The sequence below is a fragment of the Pseudomonas sp. AU12215 genome (assembly GCF_001675465.2).
Taxonomy (GTDB): Bacteria; Pseudomonadota; Gammaproteobacteria; order Pseudomonadales; family Pseudomonadaceae; genus Pseudomonas; species Pseudomonas nitroreducens.
On sequence record NZ_MACM02000009.1, the window covers coordinates 123,589 to 142,568 of the forward strand.

Annotated in this window: 19 protein-coding genes; 7 read left to right on the plus strand and 12 right to left on the minus strand. The window is 65.7% G+C overall.

The genetic code is table 11. From position 1 onward, the window contains the following. Positions 1 to 7: 7 nt before the first annotated feature. Genes A9513_RS03920 through A9513_RS03930 form a run of 3 tightly spaced genes read right to left on the minus strand, consistent with a single transcriptional unit; the run spans position 8 to position 3,068 of the window. Entirely contained in the window at positions 8 to 1,108 is a 1,101-nt protein-coding gene (locus A9513_RS03920) for an extracellular solute-binding protein (protein ID WP_141678331.1), read from the minus strand. Between the two features lie 2 nt (positions 1,109 to 1,110). Further along, positions 1,111 to 2,013, minus strand: coding sequence for an N-carbamoylputrescine amidase (aguB, locus tag A9513_RS03925; protein WP_065084031.1), 903 nt, complete (start codon positions 2,011 to 2,013; stop codon positions 1,111 to 1,113). After that, complete coding sequence (locus tag A9513_RS03930; RefSeq protein WP_065084032.1) at positions 2,013 to 3,068, minus strand: agmatine/peptidylarginine deiminase; 1,056 nt, start codon at positions 3,066 to 3,068, stop codon at positions 2,013 to 2,015. Before A9513_RS03930 ends, aguB begins: the two co-directional genes overlap by 1 nt. Before the next feature lie 133 nt (positions 3,069 to 3,201). Between A9513_RS03930 and A9513_RS03935 the strand changes: the two genes are divergently transcribed. Next, positions 3,202 to 4,065, plus strand: a complete 864-nt coding sequence (locus tag A9513_RS03935; RefSeq protein ID WP_024762450.1) for a LysR substrate-binding domain-containing protein — start codon at positions 3,202 to 3,204, stop codon at positions 4,063 to 4,065. A gap of 112 nt (positions 4,066 to 4,177) precedes the next feature. On the opposite strand, the gene A9513_RS03940 is transcribed toward A9513_RS03935, so the two are convergent. Further along, positions 4,178 to 4,615, minus strand: coding sequence for a helix-turn-helix domain-containing protein (locus A9513_RS03940; RefSeq protein ID WP_024762449.1), 438 nt, complete (start codon positions 4,613 to 4,615; stop codon positions 4,178 to 4,180). Positions 4,616 to 4,723: 108 nt separating this feature from the next. On the opposite strand from A9513_RS03940, the gene A9513_RS03945 reads away from it, so the two are divergent. Together A9513_RS03945 and A9513_RS03950 are read left to right on the plus strand one after the other, a co-directional pair. Next, positions 4,724 to 5,308, plus strand: coding sequence for a flavodoxin family protein (locus tag A9513_RS03945; protein ID WP_065084033.1), 585 nt, complete (start codon positions 4,724 to 4,726; stop codon positions 5,306 to 5,308). Next, positions 5,305 to 5,529: a DUF2798 domain-containing protein gene (locus A9513_RS03950; protein WP_065084034.1), complete on the plus strand. Its 225-nt coding sequence runs from the start codon at positions 5,305 to 5,307 to the stop codon at positions 5,527 to 5,529. The genes A9513_RS03945 and A9513_RS03950 overlap by 4 nt, the downstream gene beginning before the upstream one ends. Before the next feature lie 62 nt (positions 5,530 to 5,591). Here A9513_RS03950 and A9513_RS03955 read toward each other — a convergent pair whose 3' ends face one another. After that, on the minus strand, positions 5,592 to 6,011 hold the full coding sequence (locus A9513_RS03955; RefSeq protein WP_176707211.1) for a hypothetical protein: 420 nt from the start codon (positions 6,009 to 6,011) through the stop codon (positions 5,592 to 5,594). Between the two features lie 238 nt (positions 6,012 to 6,249). Between A9513_RS03955 and A9513_RS03960 the strand changes: the two genes are divergently transcribed. After that, on the plus strand, positions 6,250 to 7,290 hold the full coding sequence (locus A9513_RS03960; protein WP_065084036.1) for an alpha/beta fold hydrolase: 1,041 nt from the start codon (positions 6,250 to 6,252) through the stop codon (positions 7,288 to 7,290). Positions 7,291 to 7,353: 63 nt separating this feature from the next. Here the strand turns inward: A9513_RS03960 and A9513_RS03965 are convergent, their stop codons facing one another. The 7 genes from A9513_RS03965 to A9513_RS03995 form a co-directional block, all read right to left on the minus strand. Beyond that, on the minus strand, positions 7,354 to 8,604 hold the full coding sequence (locus tag A9513_RS03965) for an OprD family porin (protein WP_024762444.1): 1,251 nt from the start codon (positions 8,602 to 8,604) through the stop codon (positions 7,354 to 7,356). A gap of 79 nt (positions 8,605 to 8,683) precedes the next feature. Further along, positions 8,684 to 9,628, minus strand: a complete 945-nt coding sequence (locus A9513_RS03970; protein WP_065084037.1) for an electron transfer flavoprotein subunit alpha/FixB family protein — start codon at positions 9,626 to 9,628, stop codon at positions 8,684 to 8,686. Beyond that, the gene (locus A9513_RS03975; protein ID WP_065084038.1) at positions 9,628 to 10,377 is read right to left on the minus strand and encodes an electron transfer flavoprotein subunit beta/FixA family protein; all 750 of its coding nucleotides are present in this window, start codon (positions 10,375 to 10,377) and stop codon (positions 9,628 to 9,630) included. Before A9513_RS03975 ends, A9513_RS03970 begins: the two co-directional genes overlap by 1 nt. A gap of 67 nt (positions 10,378 to 10,444) precedes the next feature. Beyond that, complete coding sequence (locus A9513_RS03980) at positions 10,445 to 11,683, minus strand: CaiB/BaiF CoA-transferase family protein (protein WP_065084039.1); 1,239 nt, start codon at positions 11,681 to 11,683, stop codon at positions 10,445 to 10,447. Positions 11,684 to 11,703: 20 nt separating this feature from the next. Then, positions 11,704 to 12,906, minus strand: a complete 1,203-nt coding sequence (locus A9513_RS03985) for a 3-oxoadipyl-CoA thiolase (RefSeq protein WP_065084040.1) — start codon at positions 12,904 to 12,906, stop codon at positions 11,704 to 11,706. A gap of 32 nt (positions 12,907 to 12,938) precedes the next feature. Further along, positions 12,939 to 14,480: a 3-hydroxyacyl-CoA dehydrogenase gene (locus A9513_RS03990; RefSeq protein ID WP_065084041.1), complete on the minus strand. Its 1,542-nt coding sequence runs from the start codon at positions 14,478 to 14,480 to the stop codon at positions 12,939 to 12,941. Beyond that, positions 14,477 to 15,253 (minus strand): enoyl-CoA hydratase, encoded by a 777-nt coding sequence (locus A9513_RS03995; protein ID WP_023102390.1) that lies wholly within the window; start codon positions 15,251 to 15,253, stop codon positions 14,477 to 14,479. The genes A9513_RS03990 and A9513_RS03995 overlap by 4 nt, the downstream gene beginning before the upstream one ends. A 242-nt stretch (positions 15,254 to 15,495) precedes the next feature. Between A9513_RS03995 and A9513_RS04000 the strand changes: the two genes are divergently transcribed. The 3 genes from A9513_RS04000 to A9513_RS04010 all read left to right on the plus strand — a co-directional run bounded on the left by A9513_RS04000 (position 15,496) and on the right by A9513_RS04010 (position 18,969). Continuing rightward, positions 15,496 to 16,362, plus strand: a complete 867-nt coding sequence (locus A9513_RS04000; RefSeq protein ID WP_065084042.1) for an IclR family transcriptional regulator — start codon at positions 15,496 to 15,498, stop codon at positions 16,360 to 16,362. Between the two features lie 59 nt (positions 16,363 to 16,421). After that, the gene (locus A9513_RS04005) at positions 16,422 to 17,576 is read left to right on the plus strand and encodes an acyl-CoA dehydrogenase family protein (RefSeq protein ID WP_065084043.1); all 1,155 of its coding nucleotides are present in this window, start codon (positions 16,422 to 16,424) and stop codon (positions 17,574 to 17,576) included. Between the two features lie 115 nt (positions 17,577 to 17,691). Then, entirely contained in the window at positions 17,692 to 18,969 is a 1,278-nt protein-coding gene (locus tag A9513_RS04010) for an MFS transporter (protein WP_023102387.1), read from the plus strand. Positions 18,970 to 18,980 lie beyond the last annotated feature (11 nt).

The following is an 18,980-nucleotide window of genomic DNA, read 5'->3' on the forward strand; positions in this document are numbered from 1 at the left end:
CGCCTCCTCAACCGCCGGTGCCGGTCTTGAAACTGGTCCAGGTACGCATCCGCGCGCGCATGTCGCGCTGGGGGATGTCCTTGCCGGGGAACAGCCGCGCGTAGGCCTTCTCATCAAGATAGATGTCCGGGTTGTCGCGCATGCTCGCCTCGACCATCGGCCGCGCCTTGGCGTTGGAGGTCGGGTAACCGGTGGCGTTGCTGATTGCGGCCATCACCTCCGGGCGCATCAGGTAGTTGATCAGCGCATAGGCGTATTCCGGGTGCGGCGCGTCGACGGGAATGGCCATGGTGTCCATCCACACCGAGGTGCCTTCGCGCGGGACGCGATACTCGAAGCGCTCGGGCTTCTTCGCATCAATGGCCGCCCGTTGCGACTGGGTGACGTCGCCGCTGTAGCCCAGCGACAGGCACAGGTCGCCATTGACCAGCTGGGTGACCGGCTGCGACTGGAACTTGCGGATGTACGGGCGGATGCCGTTGAGCAGCGCCAGGGCGTCCGCCAGGTCCTGCGGCTTGCCGCTGCGCGGGTCGCGGCCGAGGTAGTTGAGCACCACGGCCAGCACTTCGTCCGGCGAGTCGATCATGGAGATGCCGCAATCGGCGAAGCGCTTGGCCACTTCCGGCTTGAACAGCATGTCCAGGCTGTTCACCGGCGCGCCGGGCATGCGCTGTTCGATCTTCGCCTGGTTGTAGGTCAGGCCGATGCTGCCCCAGGTATAGGGCACCACCGCGTGGCGCGAGTACGGGTACTGGGTCTGCAGCGTCTGCAGGCCCGGCTCGATATCGGCCAGCTGCGTCAGCTTGCTGTCGTCGAGCTTCTGCAGGGCGCCGGCACGCATCAGCCGCTCGGCCACGGTGTCGCCGGGGAAGACCAGGTCGTAGCCGCTGTGCCCGGCCATCATCTTGGCTTCCAGCGTCTCGCTGCTGTCCATCACGTCGTAGATGACGCGGATGCCGGTTTCCCTGGTGAAATTCGCCAGCGTGTCGGGGGCGAAGTAGTCCGCCCAGTTGAACAGGCGCAGGACCTTCTCCTCCTCCGCCACGGCCGGTTGCAGGACGCACGCCAGGGACAACCCCAACGCGCCGATCAGCAGGTGCTTGTTCATGGTCAGACTCCTTGCCAGCGTGGGTGCAGGTGGCGGCCATCGAGGCCGAGCAGAGGGCCGTACATTTCCGGGCGGCGGTCGCGGTACACGCCCCAGGTCAGGCGCTCTTCGCGGGCCAGGTCCAGGTCCAGCTCCTGCACCAGAACGGCGGCCTCGTTGCGCCCGGCCTCGGCCAGCAGCGCGCCTTTGTGGTCAGTGATGAAGGACGAACCGTAGAAGCGCATGCGCAGCGCGTCATCGCTGGGCGCCACTTCCTCGCCGATACGATTGGCGGCCAGCACCGGCAGCAGGTTGGCGGCGGCGTGGCCGCGCTGGGCGGTCTGCCAGTGATCGCGAGAATCCAGTTGTTCCGCGCCCGGCTCGGAGCCGATGGCGGTGGGGAACAGCAGCAGCTCCGCGCCCTGCAGTGCCAGGCAGCGGGCGGTCTCGGGGAACCACTGGTCCCAGCAGATGCCCAGGCCAATGCGCCCAACGGCGGTGCCCCAGACGCGGAAACCGGTATCGCCGGGGCTGAAGTACTCCTTCTCCTGATAGCCGATGGCGTTGGGGATGTGCGTCTTGCGGTACACGCCGAGCAGGCTGCCGTCGGCATCGGCCACGGTCAGCGAGTTGAAGTAGGCGTTGCCGGCGCGCTCGAACCAGCTGATCGGCAGCACCACGTTCAACTCCGCCGCCAGGCTGGCGAAGCGTTGCAGCAGCGGGCTGTCGTCGTAGGGCTGGGCCAGCGCGAGGTGGGCGTGGTCCTGCTCGATGCAGAAGTACGGGGTGGCGAACAGCTCGGGCAGGAGGATCAACCTTGCCCCGGCCGCCGCCGCCGCGCGCACGTGGCGCTCGGCTTCGGCAAGGTTACGCGGCAGGTCCCAACTGCAGGAGAACTGCAGCACGGCGACGGTCAGCTTGCTCATCACAGGCCTCCCAGCGGCCAGGCCGGCTGCTGCTGGGTAATGCAGTGCACGCCGCCGCCACCGTGGGCCAGGTTGTTGATGCGCACCGGCACCACTTCGCGACCGGGGAAGGCGCGGGCCAGCACGGCAGCGGCTTCGTCGTCGGCAGCGATGCCATAGGCCGGCATGATCACCGCGCCGTTGGCCAGGTAGAAGTTGGTGTAGGACGCGCAGAACACCTCGGCCTCCGGGTCCACCGCCGCGCTGGCCTCGAACAGCTCGATCAGCTCGAAGGAACGACCCTTGGCGTCGGTGGCCAGTTCCAGCGCGCGGCGGTTCTCGCGGGCGACTTCGGCGTAGGTGCCGAAAGCGTCGTGGGTAGCATCCATCAGCAGCACGCCGGGGCGGGCGAAGGCGCACACACCGTCGACGTGGCCGTCGGTCATGTCCCCGGTAACGTACTGCGGGTCGCCCGGCAGCCAGATGGTCTTGGTCACGCCCAGCAGGCGGGAGAAGATTTCCTCCATCTCGCGCTTGCTCACGCCGGGGTTGCGGTTGGGGTTGAGCAGCACCGACTCGGTGGTGATCAGCGTGCCCTCGCCGTCCACATGAATCGCCCCGCCCTCGTTGGCCAGTGGCGTGCCGAAGCAGTCCAGGCCGAGGTGGTTGAGGATGCGCCGGCCCAGGCCTTCGTCCAGGATATGCTCGGACTTGCCGCCCCAGGCGTTGAAGCGCCAGCTCACACCGGCCACGCCATGCTGCGGATGGCAGACGAAGGTCGGCCCGGAGTCGCGGCACCAGCTGTCGTCGATGGGCAGCGGCACCAGCTCGACGTTCGGCCCGCAGAGTTCGGCGGCGCGGGCGACGGCGGACGGGTCCACCACCAGTTTCACCGGCTCGAAGCGGGCAATGGCATTGGCGACGCGAGCAAAGTCTTCCTGCACCTGCTCCAGCGTCACGCGCCAGCCACCCTCCCAGAGCGGACGGTTGTGCGGGAAAGCCATCCAGGTCGCCGCGTGGTTGACCCATTCGGCAGGCATGCGCCAGCCGTTCTGCCTATCGTCATTGCGATGCATATTCAAACCTTTGGTAAGGAATTTTTATCGGAAGAAAAGGATTAAGCGGCGCCTGATGACCATGCTAGGCCTGTAAAAACGCGACAACAAACGATAGATTTTGCGCAAATCTGATTAGGCGAACTTATCGATCATGCTCAAGCACTGGCCACCCCTGAATGCCCTGCGCGGCTTTGAAGCCGCCGCGCGCCTGGGCAGCTTCCACAAGGCCGCCGAGGAGCTGCACCTCACCCAGTCGGCCATCAGCCAGCAGATCCGCAGCCTGGAAAGCTTCGTCGAGCAGCCGCTGTTCTACCGCTCCGGGCGCAAGGTGGCGCTGACCGACGCCGGCGCCGACCTGCTGAGCACCACGCAATCCATGCTGCAGCAACTGGCCGTGGGCATCCGCCGCCTGGACCAGTACCGCAAGCCCAACCAGCTGGTGGTCAACACCACCCCGGCCTTCGCCCGCCACTGGCTGGTGCCGCGCCTGGGCGACTTCCACGCGCGCCATCCGCAGATCGACCTGTGGCTGCTGACCACCGACGAAACCCCGGACATGGCCTCCCAGACCATCGACATCGCGGTGCGCGACGACCTCACCGCCCAGGCCGAATGCCGCTTCCGCGTGCTGCTGGAGGATCGTCTCTACCCGGCCTGCCATCCATCCGTACTGGCACAGGCGGAGCCGTCGCGCACCACCCTGCACGGTGAACGGGAGATGGACTGGGCGCACTGGCAGGTGCAGGGCGGCGCGGATGTCGGCCAGCGCAGCGAGGGGCTGAACTTCTCCGATCCCGGATTGCTGCTGGATGCGGCGAGCCAGGGCCTGGGCATCGCGCTGGTGAGCCAGTTGCTGGCGGGGGATGCACGGCAGAATGGCTTGCTGGCCCCACTCAGCGAGCAGACTGTGCGCGGGCCGAACTGGTCGCTGCTGGTGCATCAGCAGAGCGAGCGGAATGCGCAGGCGCAGGGGTTCTGCGAGTGGCTGTCGGCCGCACTTGGCGTTTCCTTGTAGGGGCGGGCCATGTCCGCGATCCGCTGGCAGGGCCGGCGCCGGACGGGACTCAAGCAAGAATCAGACGCCCCCTAGCTCTGTGCCAACCGATACCACCCTCTCCCCAGCCCCATCAGACAGCACCCTTCCCCTTCCTCAACCGTCCCCGCTCCTTCTTCCCCTCCAGCGCACTCTTCGCCGCCGCCTTCACCAGGCGCTGGAAGGTCGGGCACTCGGCGTGGCTGGGTGCCGGACAGGCCGCGGCGTGGCGCAATCCCCGGCTCATCGCTTGCAGGCGCCTGATCGTGGCATCCAGCTCGTCCGCCTTGGCCGCCAGCATCGCCCGGTCGATATGGGGCCCACCGTCAGCTGCAAACATCGAGCGGATATCGTCCAGGCTGAAACCCGCTGTCTGCCCCAGGGTGATCAGCGCCAGCTGGTCGAGAATCTGCGAGGCGAACTGGCGGCGCGCGCCGGGCTTCGCCAGGGAGACGATCAACCCCTTCTCCTCGTAGAAACGCAGGGTAGATGCCGGCACGCCGGAGCGTTTCGCCACATCGGCGATGTCCATGGATCACCTCTTGACTTCAAGTTCACTTGAACTTGTAGGGTCACGCCAAAGCCCATCCCGGTCAACCCAGGATTGGGCTTTCACCTTGCGTGCACCCACGGAGAAGCCATGAAAACCATTGCCATCGTCTACCACAGCGCCAGCGGCCGTACCGAGCGCATCGCCCAGACCATCGCCAGCGGAGCGCGCCTTGTCTCCCGCTGCGACGTGCAGCTGCTCAGGACCCAGGAGCTGATCGGGCGCCCGGACGTCCTCCTCGCCTACCACGGCCTGATCTTTGGCTCCCCCACCTATCTGGGCGGCGTCTCGGCATCGCTGAAAGCTCTGATGGACGCCACCGGACCGTTGTGGCGCCAACAGAAGCTGCGCGGCCGCCTCGCCGCCGGCTTCACCGTTTCCGCGCTGCCGGCGGGCGACAAGCAGTCCACGCTGATCTCGCTGTTCACCTTCTGCATGCAGCACGGGATGCTCTGGGCCGGCAACCCGATCCTCCCCGAACAGCATCTGGGCGTGCCTCCGGAAGAGGCGGCCAACCGCCTGGGTTCCTGGTCCGGCCTGATGGTCCAGGCCGACAAGACCGCGCCGGACTTCTGCCCCGGCGATCTGAAGACCGCGCGCTTGTTCGGCCAACACTTTGCCGAAACCCTCAGCCGCCTTCACCAGCCCCAGCTCGAACAGGAGGCTCAAGCATGATCCCGCGCCGATACGCTCCGCCGCTGTTCGCGCTGATTCTGTCCGGGGTGATGAGCCTGTTGGTCTCCGGCCTTGCCACCGGGCGCGCCGTCGGCCTCGCACCAGGCTTCGCCCATCTCTGGCTCGGCGCCTGGCTCGCCAGTTGGGGCATTGCCTTCCCGCTGGTGTTGGTCATCGCCCCGCTGACGCGCCGCCTCGTGGAGAAGCTGGTTCGCGCTTAGGGGCGGACTCCGTCTGTGCTCGACATCCGCCCGCAGAAGTCCAGCCAGGAATCCCTGCCGGCTTACTGCCGAATCCCGTCAGTGAACCGGCAGAAGCCGTCACGCACCGCGCCTTCGGTGGTGTACATCCCCCCCAGGGTGACGAAGACGTAGCTTACCTTGGAGCCGGAGCCCGCCTTTTCCACCACGATGTTCAACGGTGCGTTCCGGCTGCTCAGGATGACGCCCTGGTAGGCGGAGATGGTGCCGCTCTTCTCGTCGGCGGTCTGGATGGTGAAGCCCTCCTTCACCAGGGTCTTCTGCGCCCGGTCGAACACCTTGGCGTAGGGCATGTCGACCTGGACGTTGGACGTGAAGGTCTTGCCGGCGATGAAGCCGCCCTCGGTGTTGAAGTTGTCTTCGCACTGCTTGCCGGTCTTCTGGTGCGCGCAGCCCTGCAACAGGGTGGCGGCGAGCAGAATCATCGTGATTCGTCGCATCATCGTTCCTTGATCTCGTGGGGCCGCCATCCCTGCGGGTCTACAGCGGCGAAGGGGTTTTATAAGCCGAGGGCCCGCACCCTGACCAGACTTTTCCTTGCTCGGTGAGAGGTTCGACACGGGAAAAATCGCCAATAACACGCTCAAGCACGCACTTTCGCACCATTCGTCCCGGAGTTCTCCCAGCAGTCGATTCATCCTCGCCTACGCTTTGTTCGGCCCACCCCAACAAGGAAAAGACATGTCGGAGTATTTCGATAGCAGCCGCCGCGACCTGATGCGCCTGGCAGCGGTGGCACTCGCCGCCACCCAATTGCCAGCCGTCGCCCTGGCTGCCAGCGAGAAGAGCAAGACCACCGCGTCGCTGAAGGCCGGCACCCACACCACCTTCAAGGCGCTCAAGCAGATCGATGCAGGCCTGCTCAATGTCGGCTATGCCGAAGATGGCCCGGCGGATGGCCCGGCGGTGATCCTGCTGCATGGCTGGCCGTACGACATCTACAGCTTCGTCGACGTAGCGCCGGCGCTGGCCGCACAAGGCTTCCGGGTGATCGTTCCGTGGCTGCGCGGCTATGGCAGCACGCATTTCCTCTCGGAGCAGACGATGCGCAACGGCCAACCCGCCGCGGTAGCCAGCGACATCATCGCGCTGATGGATGCGCTGAAGATCGACAAGGCCGTGCTCGCCGGCTTCGACTGGGGCGCGCGCACCGCCGATATCATCGCCGCCCTCTGGCCCGAACGCTGCAAGGCGCTGGTAGCAGTCAGCGGCTACCTGATCGGCAACCAGGCCGCCGGCCAGCAACCGCTACCGCCGGAAGCCGAGTTTCTCTGGTGGTACCAGTTCTACTTCGCCACCGAGCGCGGCGCCGCCGGCTACGCGAAGAACACCCGCGACTTCACCCGGCTGATCTGGAAGCAGGCCTCCCCCAAGTGGGACTTCGATGAAGCCACCTTCGAGCGCAGCGCCAAGGCGTTCGAAAACCCCGACCACGTCGCCATCACCCTCCACAATTACCGCTGGCGGCAGAACCTGGCGGCAGGCGAAGCGCAGTATGACGAGCTGGAACAGAAGCTCGCCAAGGCCCCGCCGATCAGCGTGCCGACCATCACCCTGGAAGGCGACGCCAACGGCGCGTTCCATCCCCCACCCAAGGCCTACGCGGCCAAATTCACCGGCCACTACGAGCATCGCACGCTGACCGGAGGCATCGGCCACAACCTGCCGCAGGAAGCACCGGCGGCATTCGCCAAGGCCGTCGTCGACGTCAGCAAGTGGTAAGGCCCAGCTCGAACGCATAAAAAAGCCCCGCCTGAGCGGGGCTTTTCGGTGCTGCCTGGCGCGTTACCAGATCGGCAAGGTATAGCTGACGATGAAGCGGGTCTCGTCCATGTCATTGCCGAAGCTGCTGCGGAAGGTGCTGTTGCGCAGCTTGAAGCCGACGTTCTTCAGCGGGCCGCTCTGCACGAGGTAGCCGACGTCGGTGTCGCGCTCCCATTCCTTGCCGTTGCCCTGGCCGTTCAGCAGGTCGATGTTGTCGCCGCGCAGGTAGCGGGTCATCAGGCTCAGGCCGGGCAGCCCGTAGGAGGCGAAGTTGAAGTCGTAGCGCAACTGCCAGGAGCGTTCGTCCTTGTTGGCGAAGTCGCCGATCTGCACGTAGTTGACCAGGTACGGATCGGTGCCCGACAGGTAGGCGAAGCCGGTGTCGCCGGACATGCGCTGCAGGCCCAGGCCGAACGCCTGGTTGCCCAGCTTGTAGGTGAACATGGCGTTGAGCGCGCGGTTGTCGACGTTGCTGCCGCCATCGTCGGTGGAACGTGCCCAGCGGATGTCGGACTTCAGCGATTGGCCCTCGGCAATCGGCAGCGTGTGCACCAGGCTCACGTAGTGCTGACGATAGAGGTCTTCTAGGTTGGCATAGTGGTAGCTGGTGCTCAGCTGGCTGTTCCAGCGATAGGTGCCGCCGGCGATGTTGAAGCGGTCGCTGGTCAGGTGGCTGCCGGCGACGATGTTGCGCTTGTTGCCGCGGGTCATCGACAGGTCTTCGTTGTTGGACGAATCGCGCTGCTTCACCTCGCGCAGCTGGCCGAGTTGCAGGTCGAGGTCGTCGAGTTCCTTCGACTCCACCAGCGCGCCCTGGAAGGTCTGCGGCAGCAGGCGGGTGTCGTTGTACTGCACCACCGGCAGTTTGGGCAGCAGCGTGCCGACCTTCAGCGTGCTCTTGGACACGCGCAGCTTGGCGGTCAGGCCGAGGTCGCTGTAGTCGTCGGCGGCGCGCTTGTCGCTGGCCGAGTACGGCAGCAGGCCGGAGCCGGAACGGTCCGGGCTGGAATCCAGTTTCAGGCCCAGCAGGCCGAGGGCATCGACGCCCACGCCGACGGTGCCCTCGGTGTAGCCCGACTCGTAGCGCAGCAGGAAGCCCTGGGCCCATTCTTCGGATTTGGACTGCGCGGCACCGCTCTGGCGGTAATCGCGGTTGAAGTAGAAGTTGCGTGCTTCGATGCTGGCCTTGCTGTCGGCGAGGAAATCCGCATGGGCGAACGAGGGCAGCAGCGCCAGTCCGGAGACCAGCACAGGGGTACGACGATTTTTCATTGTTCTTGTTTCTTTCTACTGGGGTGTTGGCAAAACGCCGGGCCGATGACAGCTGGCCCGGCCAGGGGAATGAGCAGGATCAGAGGGTCTTTTCCAGCTCCGGTACGGCTTCGAACAGGTCGGCGACCAGGCCRTAGTCRGCGACCTGGAAGATCGGYGCCTCTTCGTCCTTGTTGATCGCCACGATCACTTTCGAATCCTTCATGCCCGCCAGGTGCTGGATGGCGCCGGAAATGCCGACGGCCACGTACAGCTGCGGAGCRACGATCTTGCCGGTCTGGCCGACCTGCATGTCGTTCGGCACGAAGCCGGCGTCGACGGCGGCGCGGGAAGCACCAACGGCAGCGCCCAGCTTGTCGGCCAGGGAATAAAGAATGCTGAAGTTGTCGCCATTGCCCATGCCACGGCCTCCGGAWACGACGATCTTGGCAGCGGTSAGTTCCGGACGGTCGGACTTGGCCAGYTCTTCGCCRACGAAGGCGGACTTGCCGGCATCGGCCGGGCCGGAAACRGCTTCAACAGCGGCGGAGCCACCTTCGGCAGCAACGGCGTCGAAGCCGGTGCCACGCACGGTGATGACCTTGACGGCRGCCGAGGACTGCACGGTAGCGATGGCGTTACCGGCGTAGATCGGGCGCTTGAAGGTRTCGGCGCTGACGACTTCGATGATCTCGGAGATCTGGTCGACGTCCAGCAGGGCGGCAACGCGCGGCAGGAAGTTCTTGCCGTTGGTGGTGGCGGCGGCCAGCACGTGGCTGTAGCCGTTGCCCCCACTCTCTTTCACGAGAGCTGCGATCAGCGGAGCAACGTTCTCCGGCAGTTGGTGAGCGTAGGCAGCGTTGTCGGCGACCAGCACCTTGGMAACACCAGCGATCYTGGCGGCGGCTTCAGCCACGCCACCGACGTTCTGGCCAGCGACCAGGACGGCGATGTCGCCCCCGATCTTCTGCGCGGCGGCAACGGTATTCAGCGTCGCGGCGCCCAGCGCGCCATTGGAATGCTCTGCAACAACCAGCACAGTCATCAGATCACCTTCGCTTCGTTCTTCAGTTTTTCGACCAGTTCGGCCACCGATTTCACCTTGATGCCGGCGCTGCGCGCGGCAGGCGCTTCGACCTTGAGAGTCTTCACGGTCGAGGCCGTGGAGACACCCAGCGCGTCAGGGGGGAGGAATTCCAGCGGCTTCTTCTTCGCCTTCATGATGTTGGGCAGCGACGCGTAGCGCGGCTCGTTCAGGCGCAGGTCGGTGGTGACGATGGCCGGCAGGTTCAGGGCAACGGTCTGCAGGCCGCCGTCGATTTCACGGGTGACGTTGACCTTGTCGCCAGCRACTTCGACCYTGGAGGCGAAGGTGCCTTGSGCGTAGCCGGTCAGCGCRGCCAGCATCTGGCCGGTCTGGTTGTTGTCGCTGTCGATGGCCTGCTTGCCGAGGATGACCARCTGCGGCTGCTCTTTGTCGACCAGAGCTTTAAGGGCCTTGGCGACAGCCAGGGAGTTCAGCTCTTCGTTGCTCTCGACCAGCACCGCACGGTCGGCACCCAGCGCCAGAGCAGTGCGCAATTGTTCCTGCGCACCACTCGGGCCGACCGAGACCACCACGATCTCGCTGGCGACGCCCTTCTCTTTCAGGCGTACGGCCTCTTCCACGGCGATTTCGCAGAAGGGGTTCATGGACATCTTGACGTTGGCGAGATCGACGCCGGAGTTGTCCGCCTTGACGCGGACCTTGACGTTGTAATCAACCACGCGTTTTACCGCGACCAGTACTTTCATCAGTTGTTTCCTTGGCTGACGCCGGTTTGTATCGGCGCTGCGGTTGGGGGTGGTTCGGGTGAAGGCCTCAGGATTCTCCCAACTGCTCGATCACACCCTCGGCCTTCAACTGCGCCAGGCGAGCGTCATCGACCCCCAGGCGGCGCTTGAGCACCTCGTCGGTGTGCTCGCCGAGCATGGGCGCCGGGCGCTGGTATTCCACCGGCGTCTCGGACAATTTCAGCGGGCTGCCGACCATGCGGAACGCCGGGTTCTGCGCGTGGGGAATCTCCACCAGCATGTCGCGGGCGACCACCTGCGGCTCGTCCAGCGCGCGGCCGATGTCGTTGATCACGCCGACCGGCACCTTCATCGCGTGGATGCGTTTCACCCAGTTATCGGCGGTGTCGCCCTGGAAGTGCTCGGCGAGCTTGCCGACGATGATGTCGCGGTTGCGCACGCGGTCGGCATTGCGGGTGAAGCGCGGGTCTTTCGGCAATTCCGGCAGGCCGATGGCGTCGCACAGCGAGACGAACTGGCTGTCGTTGCCGCAGGCGATGATGAAGTCCATGTCCTTCGCGCTGAACACCTGGTACGGCACGATGTTGACGTGGGCATTGCCCTGGCGGCCCGGCGAGCGCCCGGTGGCGAGGTAGTTCTGGCTTTGGTTGCCGAGCATGGCGACCTGCACGTCCAGCAACGCCATGTCGCAGTGCTGGCCGCGGCCGGTCTTCTCGCGGGCCAGCAGCGCGGCCTGGATGGCGACCACCGAATACAGGCCGGTCATCACGTCGGATACGGCGACACCGACTTTCTGCGGGCCCGCGCCGGGGACGCCGTCCTTCTCGCCGGTGATGCTCATCAAGCCGCCCATGCCCTGGATGATGAAGTCGTAGCCGGGCTCCTCGGCGCGCGGGCCGGTCTGGCCGAAACCGGTGATGGAGCAGTAGACCAGGCGCGGATTCACTTTCGACAGGCTCTCGTAGTCCAGCCCGTACTTGGCCAGCGAACCGGCCTTGTAGTTCTCGATCAGCACGTCGCACTCGCAGGCCAGGGCGCGCACCAGCGCCTGCCCTTCTTCGGTGGCCAGGTTCAGCGCCACCGACAGCTTGTTGCGGTTGGTGGACTGGTAGTACGCCGCCTCGGAGCTGTCCGAGCCGTCGGCGGCTTTCATGTAGGGCGGGCCCCAGCCGCGGGTGTCGTCCCCCACGCCGGGCCGTTCGATCTTGATCACTTCCGCGCCCAGGTCGGCCAGCACCTGGCCGCACCAGGGCCCGGCCAGCACGCGGCTGAGGTCGAGTACGCGGTATCCGCTCAAAGCACCCATCTTCAATTCCTCTCTGGCGCTCAGGCGCGCTCGATAACCATGGCGAGCCCCTGGCCCACGCCGATGCACAGGCTGATCACCGCATAGCGTTGACCGCTGCGCTGCAGTTGTCGCGCCACGCTCAGCGCCAGCCGCGCGCCGGAAGCGCCCAGCGGGTGGCCGACGGCGATGGCGCCGCCATTGGGGTTGACCCGCGCATCGTCGAAATCGACACCCAGACCGTGCAGGCAACCGAGCACCTGGGAAGCGAAAGCCTCGTTGATCTCGATGATGTCCATGTCGGCCAGGGTCAGGTTGGCGCGGGCCAGCGCCTTGTTGATCGCCTCGACCGGGCCGACACCCATGATGCGCGGCTCGACGCCGACTGCCGCCGCCGAAAGAATCCGCGCCAGCGGTTTGAGGCCGTGGCGTTCGCCCGCCGCTGCCGAGCCGATCAGCAATGCGGCGGCGCCGTCGTTGACGCCGGAAGCGTTGCCCGCGGTGACCACCCCGCCTTCGGACAGCGGCTTGAGGCGCGCCAACGCGGATTCATCGGAAGATGGACGCGGATGCTCGTCCTGCTCGACCACATTCGGCGGCGTCTTGCGCCCGGTCGGCACGCTGACCGGAAGGATTTCCCCGGCGAAGAAACCGGCCTGGCGGGCGGCTTCAAAGTTGGCCTGGGAACGGGCAGCGAAGCGGTCGGCCTGCTCGCGGCTGATGCCGAATTCGCGGGCTACGTTGTCGCCAGTCTCCGGCATGCTGTCGTTGCCGAACCCGGCAACGATCTTCGGATTGGGAAAGCGCGCACCGATGGTGCTGTCGAATACTGTCAGGTCACGGCTGTACGCCGCCTCGGCCTTGGCCATGACGAAGGGCGCGCGGGACATGCTTTCCACACCGCCAGCGACGAACAGCTCGCCTTCACCACAGGTCACGGCGCGCGCTGCATCGATTACCGCCGCCAGACCACTGGCGCACAGGCGGTTCACCGTCTGGCCCGGCACGGTCACCGGCAGGCCGGCGAGCAGTGCGGCATGGCGGGCGATGTTGCGGCTGTCTTCACCGGCCTGGTTGGTGTTGCCGAGGATCACGTCCTCGATGGCTTCGCCCGGCACCTTGGCGCTGGCCAGCAGCTCGCGGATCACCTGGGCGATCAGATCGTCCGGGCGCACCGGCGCCAGGGCGCCACCATGGCGACCGAAGGGCGTGCGCAGGCCGGCGTAGATATAAGCATTGAGCATCGGTATCTCCTTGAATCGGTAGGCGCCGGGCTTCAGCCCAGCGCAGGCTCGGCGTGGCGCAGCGACAGTCCCAGCGCAGCGCGGCGGCGCAGCCACGGACCGGGGCGGTAGCGGGCATCGCCGGTCAGGTCGGTCATGCGTTCGAGAATGGTCAGCAGGCGCGCCGGGCCGACGCTGTCGCCCCAGGCCAGCGGACCTTGCGGGTAGCCCAGGCCGCGGCGCACGCCTTCGTCGAGGTCGTCGACGCTGGCGATGCGCTGCTGGACGATATCGCCGGCCAGGTTGACGATCAGCGCCAGTACGCGCTGGGCGACGAAGCCGACGCTGTCATTGATGAGCGTGACACCTGCACCGTCCGCCGCCAGCAGCGCATGGGCGGCATCGCGCATGGCCGGGGCAGTCGCCGGGTTCTGCATCAGGCAGCGGTGGCGCTGCAGGTCCAGCAGCAGGTCGATGCAGACGGTGCGTGCCGGGTCGGTGCCGAAGTTCTGGCAGGCCGTGGTTGCGTCCACACCATAAGGGGCGAGCAGGCACAGCGCCTCGCTACTGGGGTGGCCGCCCTGCTCCAGGGTCGCACCGAGTTTCTTCAGCAGTTCGCCGAGCAACTCGCGGTCCTGGTCGTTCTCCGCACCGATCCACACCGGCGGCAGCGCGGCCACACTCGGCACCGGTTGCGGTGCCGGCGGGTCGATCATCTTGCCGTCTGCATAGCGATAGAAGCCGCGGCCGACCTTGCGACCGACGAAGCCGGCCTCGAGCATCTGCCGGGTCAGCGCCGCCGGGCGATAACGCGGCTCCTGGTAGAACTGGTTGTAGATGGACTCGATCACCGGGTGGGAAACGTCCAACGCGGTGAGGTCGAACAGCTCCAGCGGCCCCATGCGGAAGCCCAGGCCTTCGCGCAGGATGCGGTCGATATCGGCCGGTTCGGCGATGGCTTCCTTGAGCATCTGCAGGGCTTCGGTGCTATAGGCCCGGCCGGCGTGGTTGATGATGAAGCCAGGAGTGTCCTTGGCGCGGATGCCGCGATGGCCCATGCGCGCGGCCAGCGCCACCAGTCTGTCGCCGACCAGCGGGTCGCTGGCCAGGCCGTCGATCACCTCGACCACCTTCATCAGCGGCACCGGGTTGAAGAAGTGGAAGCCCGCCACCCGCTCCGGATGCTGGCAACTACGGGCGATGCTGGTGACCGACAGCGACGAGGTGTTGGTGGCGAGGATGCAGTCGGCGCTGACCACGGCTTCCAGATCGGCCAGCAGCGCCTGCTTGGCATCGAGACGCTCGATGATCGCCTCCACCACCAGATCAGAATCGGCCAGCTCGCCCAGGGAACCGGCAACCAGCAAACGAGCCAGGGTGGCGTCGGCTTCGGCAGAAGTGATCTTGCCCTTCTCCGCCAGCTTGGCGAGGGTGCGACCGAGGTTTTCACGCGCGGTTTGGGCCGCACCGTCACGGGCATCGAAGAGTTTCACCTGGATGCCGGCCTGGGCGGCGATCTGGGCGATACCGCTGCCCATGACTCCCGTACCGACGATGGCCATGCGCTCAATACCGAAAGAAAGGGTCATGCTCATTCCCCCAGGAAACTGGCTTTGCGTTTTTCGAGGAAGGCGGCGGCGCCCTCTTTCTGGTCTTTCGAGTCGAACAGCAACTGGAAGGCCTTGCGCTCAAGCGTCAACGCACTGTCCAGCGGCAGATCGGCACCGGCGAGCATCACTTCCTTGATCTGTGCCACGGCCAGCGGCGGCAGCGCGGCGATCTCAGCGGCCAGTTCCAGCGCGCGTGGCAGCGTGCGCGAGTCTTCCACCACTTCACTGAGCATGCCGATGGCCAGGGCTTCGGGCGCCTTGACCAGGCAACCGGTCAGGGCGATGCGCATTGCCTGGAACTTGCCCACGGCGCGGATCAACCGCTGGGTGCCGCCGGCGCCGGGCATCAGGCCGAGTTTCACTTCCGGCTGACCAAAGCGTGCCGACTCGCCGGCGACGATGATGTCGCAGTGCATTGCCAACTCGCAGCCGCCGCCCAGGGCAAAACCGTTCACCGCAGCGATCACCGGCTTGGGGCAACGGGAAATCGCTTCCCACAGCAGTTCGGTGTGGCGACGGTACATCTCGATGGGGCTGGCCTGGGCGAATTCACGGATGTCAGCGCCGGCGACGAAGCACTCCTCTCCCCCGGTCAGCACCACCGCGCGAACCTCAGGGTTATCGCTCAGGGCGCGGAAGTGCTCGGCCAGTTGCTGGCGCACCGCAGCATTGAGGGCGTTTTTGGCTTCCGGGCGGTCGATGCGGACAACCGCCACGCCGTTGGCCTGGATATCGAGATGAACCACGCTGGTACTCATGAAAGCTGTGACCTCACTTTGTTTCGTCTGACGAAACTACATTCCGTATTTCGATTTCATCATAGTGATCCTGGATCGGCGCTGTAAACGGTGCTGAGCCAAATAGCCTTGAAAGCCCTTTAAAACCTGAGCCCGATATATTTTTAGCGGCACGCCTGTACTAACCAGTTCAGACCCATTACAATTTCGTCTGACGAAACTGAATTTTATTTTATTGATTTTCCGTGAATAGGGGTTCTACCATGCGCCGCAACAAGACGGAGATGGACTCGGCTGCGCCGACGAAAAACGAAGGTGAAATCGGCCTGCTGGAACGCGGCCTGTACGACCCGGCCACGGCACTGAGCGAAGAGGAAAACAGCGGCCAGTTCGTCACGGCGCTGGCGCGCGGCCTGGAGATCCTGCGTTGCTTCACGCCACGGGAAAACGTGCTGAGCAACCAGGACCTGGCCCGCAAGACCGACCTGCCCAAGCCGACGGTGACGCGCCTGACCAACACCCTGATGCGCCTGGGTTGCCTCAAGCGCGAGGTGCATTCGGGCAAGTACCAGCTGGATGTCGGCGTGCTGGGTTTCGGCTACGCGATGCTGTCGAACCTGTCGATCCGCGCGGTGGCCCACCCGCTGATGGAGGAACTGGCCAACCACGCCCAGGCGGCGGTGGCCATGGCCGCCCGCGACCGCCTGCAGATGGTCTACCTGGACGTGGTCCAGGGACAGGGAAACATGACGATGCGCCGGCAGATCGGCAGTTACCTGCCGCTGGCGGGGAGTTCGGTAGGCCGCGCGTGCCTCGCGGCGATGCCGGAGAACGAACGGGAATTCCTGCTCGACCACGTTCGCGAACGCGAACCGGACAACTGGCCGGCCATCCGCAAGGGTCTGGACCGCGCCTTCAGGGACTACACCGACTACGGCTACTGCCTGTCGATCGGTGAATGGCACCGCGACGTCAACTCCGTCGCCGTGCCCTTGGTACACCCGCAGTACGGCCTGCTGGCCTTCAACTGCGGCGGACCGAGCTTCCAGCTGACCCGCGAGAAGCTCGAGGACGACATCGGGCCCCGCCTGATCAACATGGTCAACAACATAGGTGCCGCCGCTCGCTGAATCTCGGGTGACGGTGCCTCGCCAGACTGGCCCGCTCGCGGGCCTTGTGAGGAGTGCACATGATCCGAGACCCAGAAACGCTGCAGATACTTCTGGACTCCATCCACCAGTTCGTCGGCGAAGTGCTGATCCCGCGGGAAAACGAGGTTGCCGAAACCGACGCGATCCCGCAGGACATCATCCAGCAGATGCGCGAGATGGGCCTGTTCGGCCTGACCATCCCCGAAGAGTTCGGCGGCCTGGGCGTGACCATGGAAGAAGAGGTGAACATCACCTTCGAACTCGGCCGCACCTCCCCCGCCTTCCGCTCCTACATCGGCACCAACAACGGCATCGGCTCCATCGGCATCCTGATCGACGGCACGCCGGAACAGAAAGCCGATTACCTGCCCAAGCTCGCCAGCGGCGAACTGCTCAGCGCCTTCTGCCTGACCGAGCCGGACTCGGGCTCCGACGCCGCCTCGCTGAAGACCACCGCCGTGCGCGATGGCGACTTCTACGTGCTCAACGGCACCAAGCGCTTCATCACCAACGCCCCGCACGCCGGCATCTATACCGTGATGGCCCGCACCAACCCGGCGATCAAGGGTTCCGGCGGCATCAGCGCGTTCATCGTCGAGCGCGGCACGCCGGGCATTTCCCTCGGCAAGCCGGACCACAAGATGGGCCAGAAAGGCGCGCACACCAGCGACGTGATCTTCGAAAACGTGCGCATCCCGGCCAGCCAGCTGATCGGCGGCGTCGAGGGCGTCGGCTTCAAGACCGCCATGAAGGTGCTCGACAAGGGCCGCCTGCACATCGCCGCGCTGAGCGTCGGCGCCGCCGAGCGCATGCTCGCCGATGCGTTGCAGTACGCCCTGGAGCGCAAGCAGTTCGGCCAGCCGATTGCCGAGTTCCAGCTGATCCAGGCGATGCTCGCCGACAGCAAGGCCGAGATCTACGCCGCCCGCTGCATGGTGCTGGACGCCGCGCGCAAGCGCGACGAGGGCCGCAACGTCAGCACCGAGGCCTCCTGCGCCAAGATGTTCGCCACCGAGATGTGCGGCCGCGTTGCCGATCGCTGCGTGCAGATCCACGGCGGCGCCGGCTACGTCAGCGAGTACGCCATCGAGCGTTTCTACCGCGACGTCCGCCTGTTCCGGCTCTACGAGGGCACCACGCAGATCCAGCAGGTGATCATCGCCCGCAACATGATCCGCGAAGCCCAGGCCTGACCCCTCAGGCGGCGCGGGGCCACGCCCCCGCGCCTGCCAACCCCAAAGCACCTGCCACACGCTTACCGAGGACCGGCACGCCGGTCCGCCAACAACTACAACAGGTAATTCGTTCATGGAAAACACTGCTTCCGCTCCGGCGGCAACCGCCGCCACCCAGGACAAGACCTGGGTGCTCGTCTTCGCCTTCTGCTTCATCGGCCTGCTGATCGATGGCGCGGACCTGATGCTGCTCTCCTACAGCCTCACCAGCCTCAAGGCCGAGTTCGGCCTGAGCAACCTCCAGGCCGGCAGCCTGGGCAGCGTCACCCTGGCCGGCATGGCCTTCGGTGGGATCTACGGCGGCTGGGCGTGCGATCGCTTCGGCCGGGTCAAGACGGTGGTCTGGACCATTGTGCTGTTCTCCGTCGGCACCGCTGTTCTTGGTCTGACCCACAACTACTGGCAGTTCGCCGCGGCACGCTTCGTCGCGTCGCTCGGCCTCGGCGCCCTTTACGTGGCCTGCAATACGCTGATGGCCGAGTACGTGCCCACCAAATACCGCACCACCGTGCTGGGCACCCTGCAGGCAGGCTGGTCGGTCGGCTACATCGTCGCCACCCTGCTGGCCGGCTGGATCCTGCCGGACCACGGTTGGCGCTACCTGTTCTACATCGCCATCATCCCGGTGGTGCTGGCCATCGCCATGCGCAAGCTGATTCCCGAGCCTGCCGCCTGGGTCCAGGCGCAGGCCGAACGCCAGCAGCGCAAGGCCAACGCTCCTGCCGGAACGGTTGCCGCTCCACGGCAGAACGCCTTCCGCCAGATCTTCGCCGACCCGAAGGCCAGCCGCATGTTCCTGTTCTGGGCGCTGACCGCCGGCTTCCTGCAGTTCGGCTACTACGGCGTGAACAACTGGATGCCGTCGTACCTGGAAACCGAGATGGGCATGAACTTCAAGGCCATGACCGCCTACCTGGTCGGCACCTATGCCGCGATGATCCTCGGCAAGGTACTGGCCGGTGTCGCCGCCGACTGGTTCGGCCGCCGCACCGTATTCTCCTTCGGCGCCCTGGGCACCGCGGTGTTCCTGCCGGTGATCGTGCTGTTCCACAGCCCCGAGAACATTCTGTGGATGCTGGTGGTGTTCGGCTTCCTCTACGGTATTCCGTATGGCGTGAACGCGACCTACATGACCGAAAGCTTCGCTGCGGCGTTCCGCGGTACGGCCGTGGGCGGCGCCTACAACATCGGTCGCATCGGCGCGGCCATTGCGCCGGCGGTGATCGGCTTCCTCGCCACGCAGATGTCCATCGGCGTGGGCTTCCTGGTGATGGGCGCGGCCTACTTCATCTGCGGGGTGATCCCCGCCCTGCTGATCCGCGACAAGCAGTTCGACCCGCAACAGGAATGATCGGGAACCAG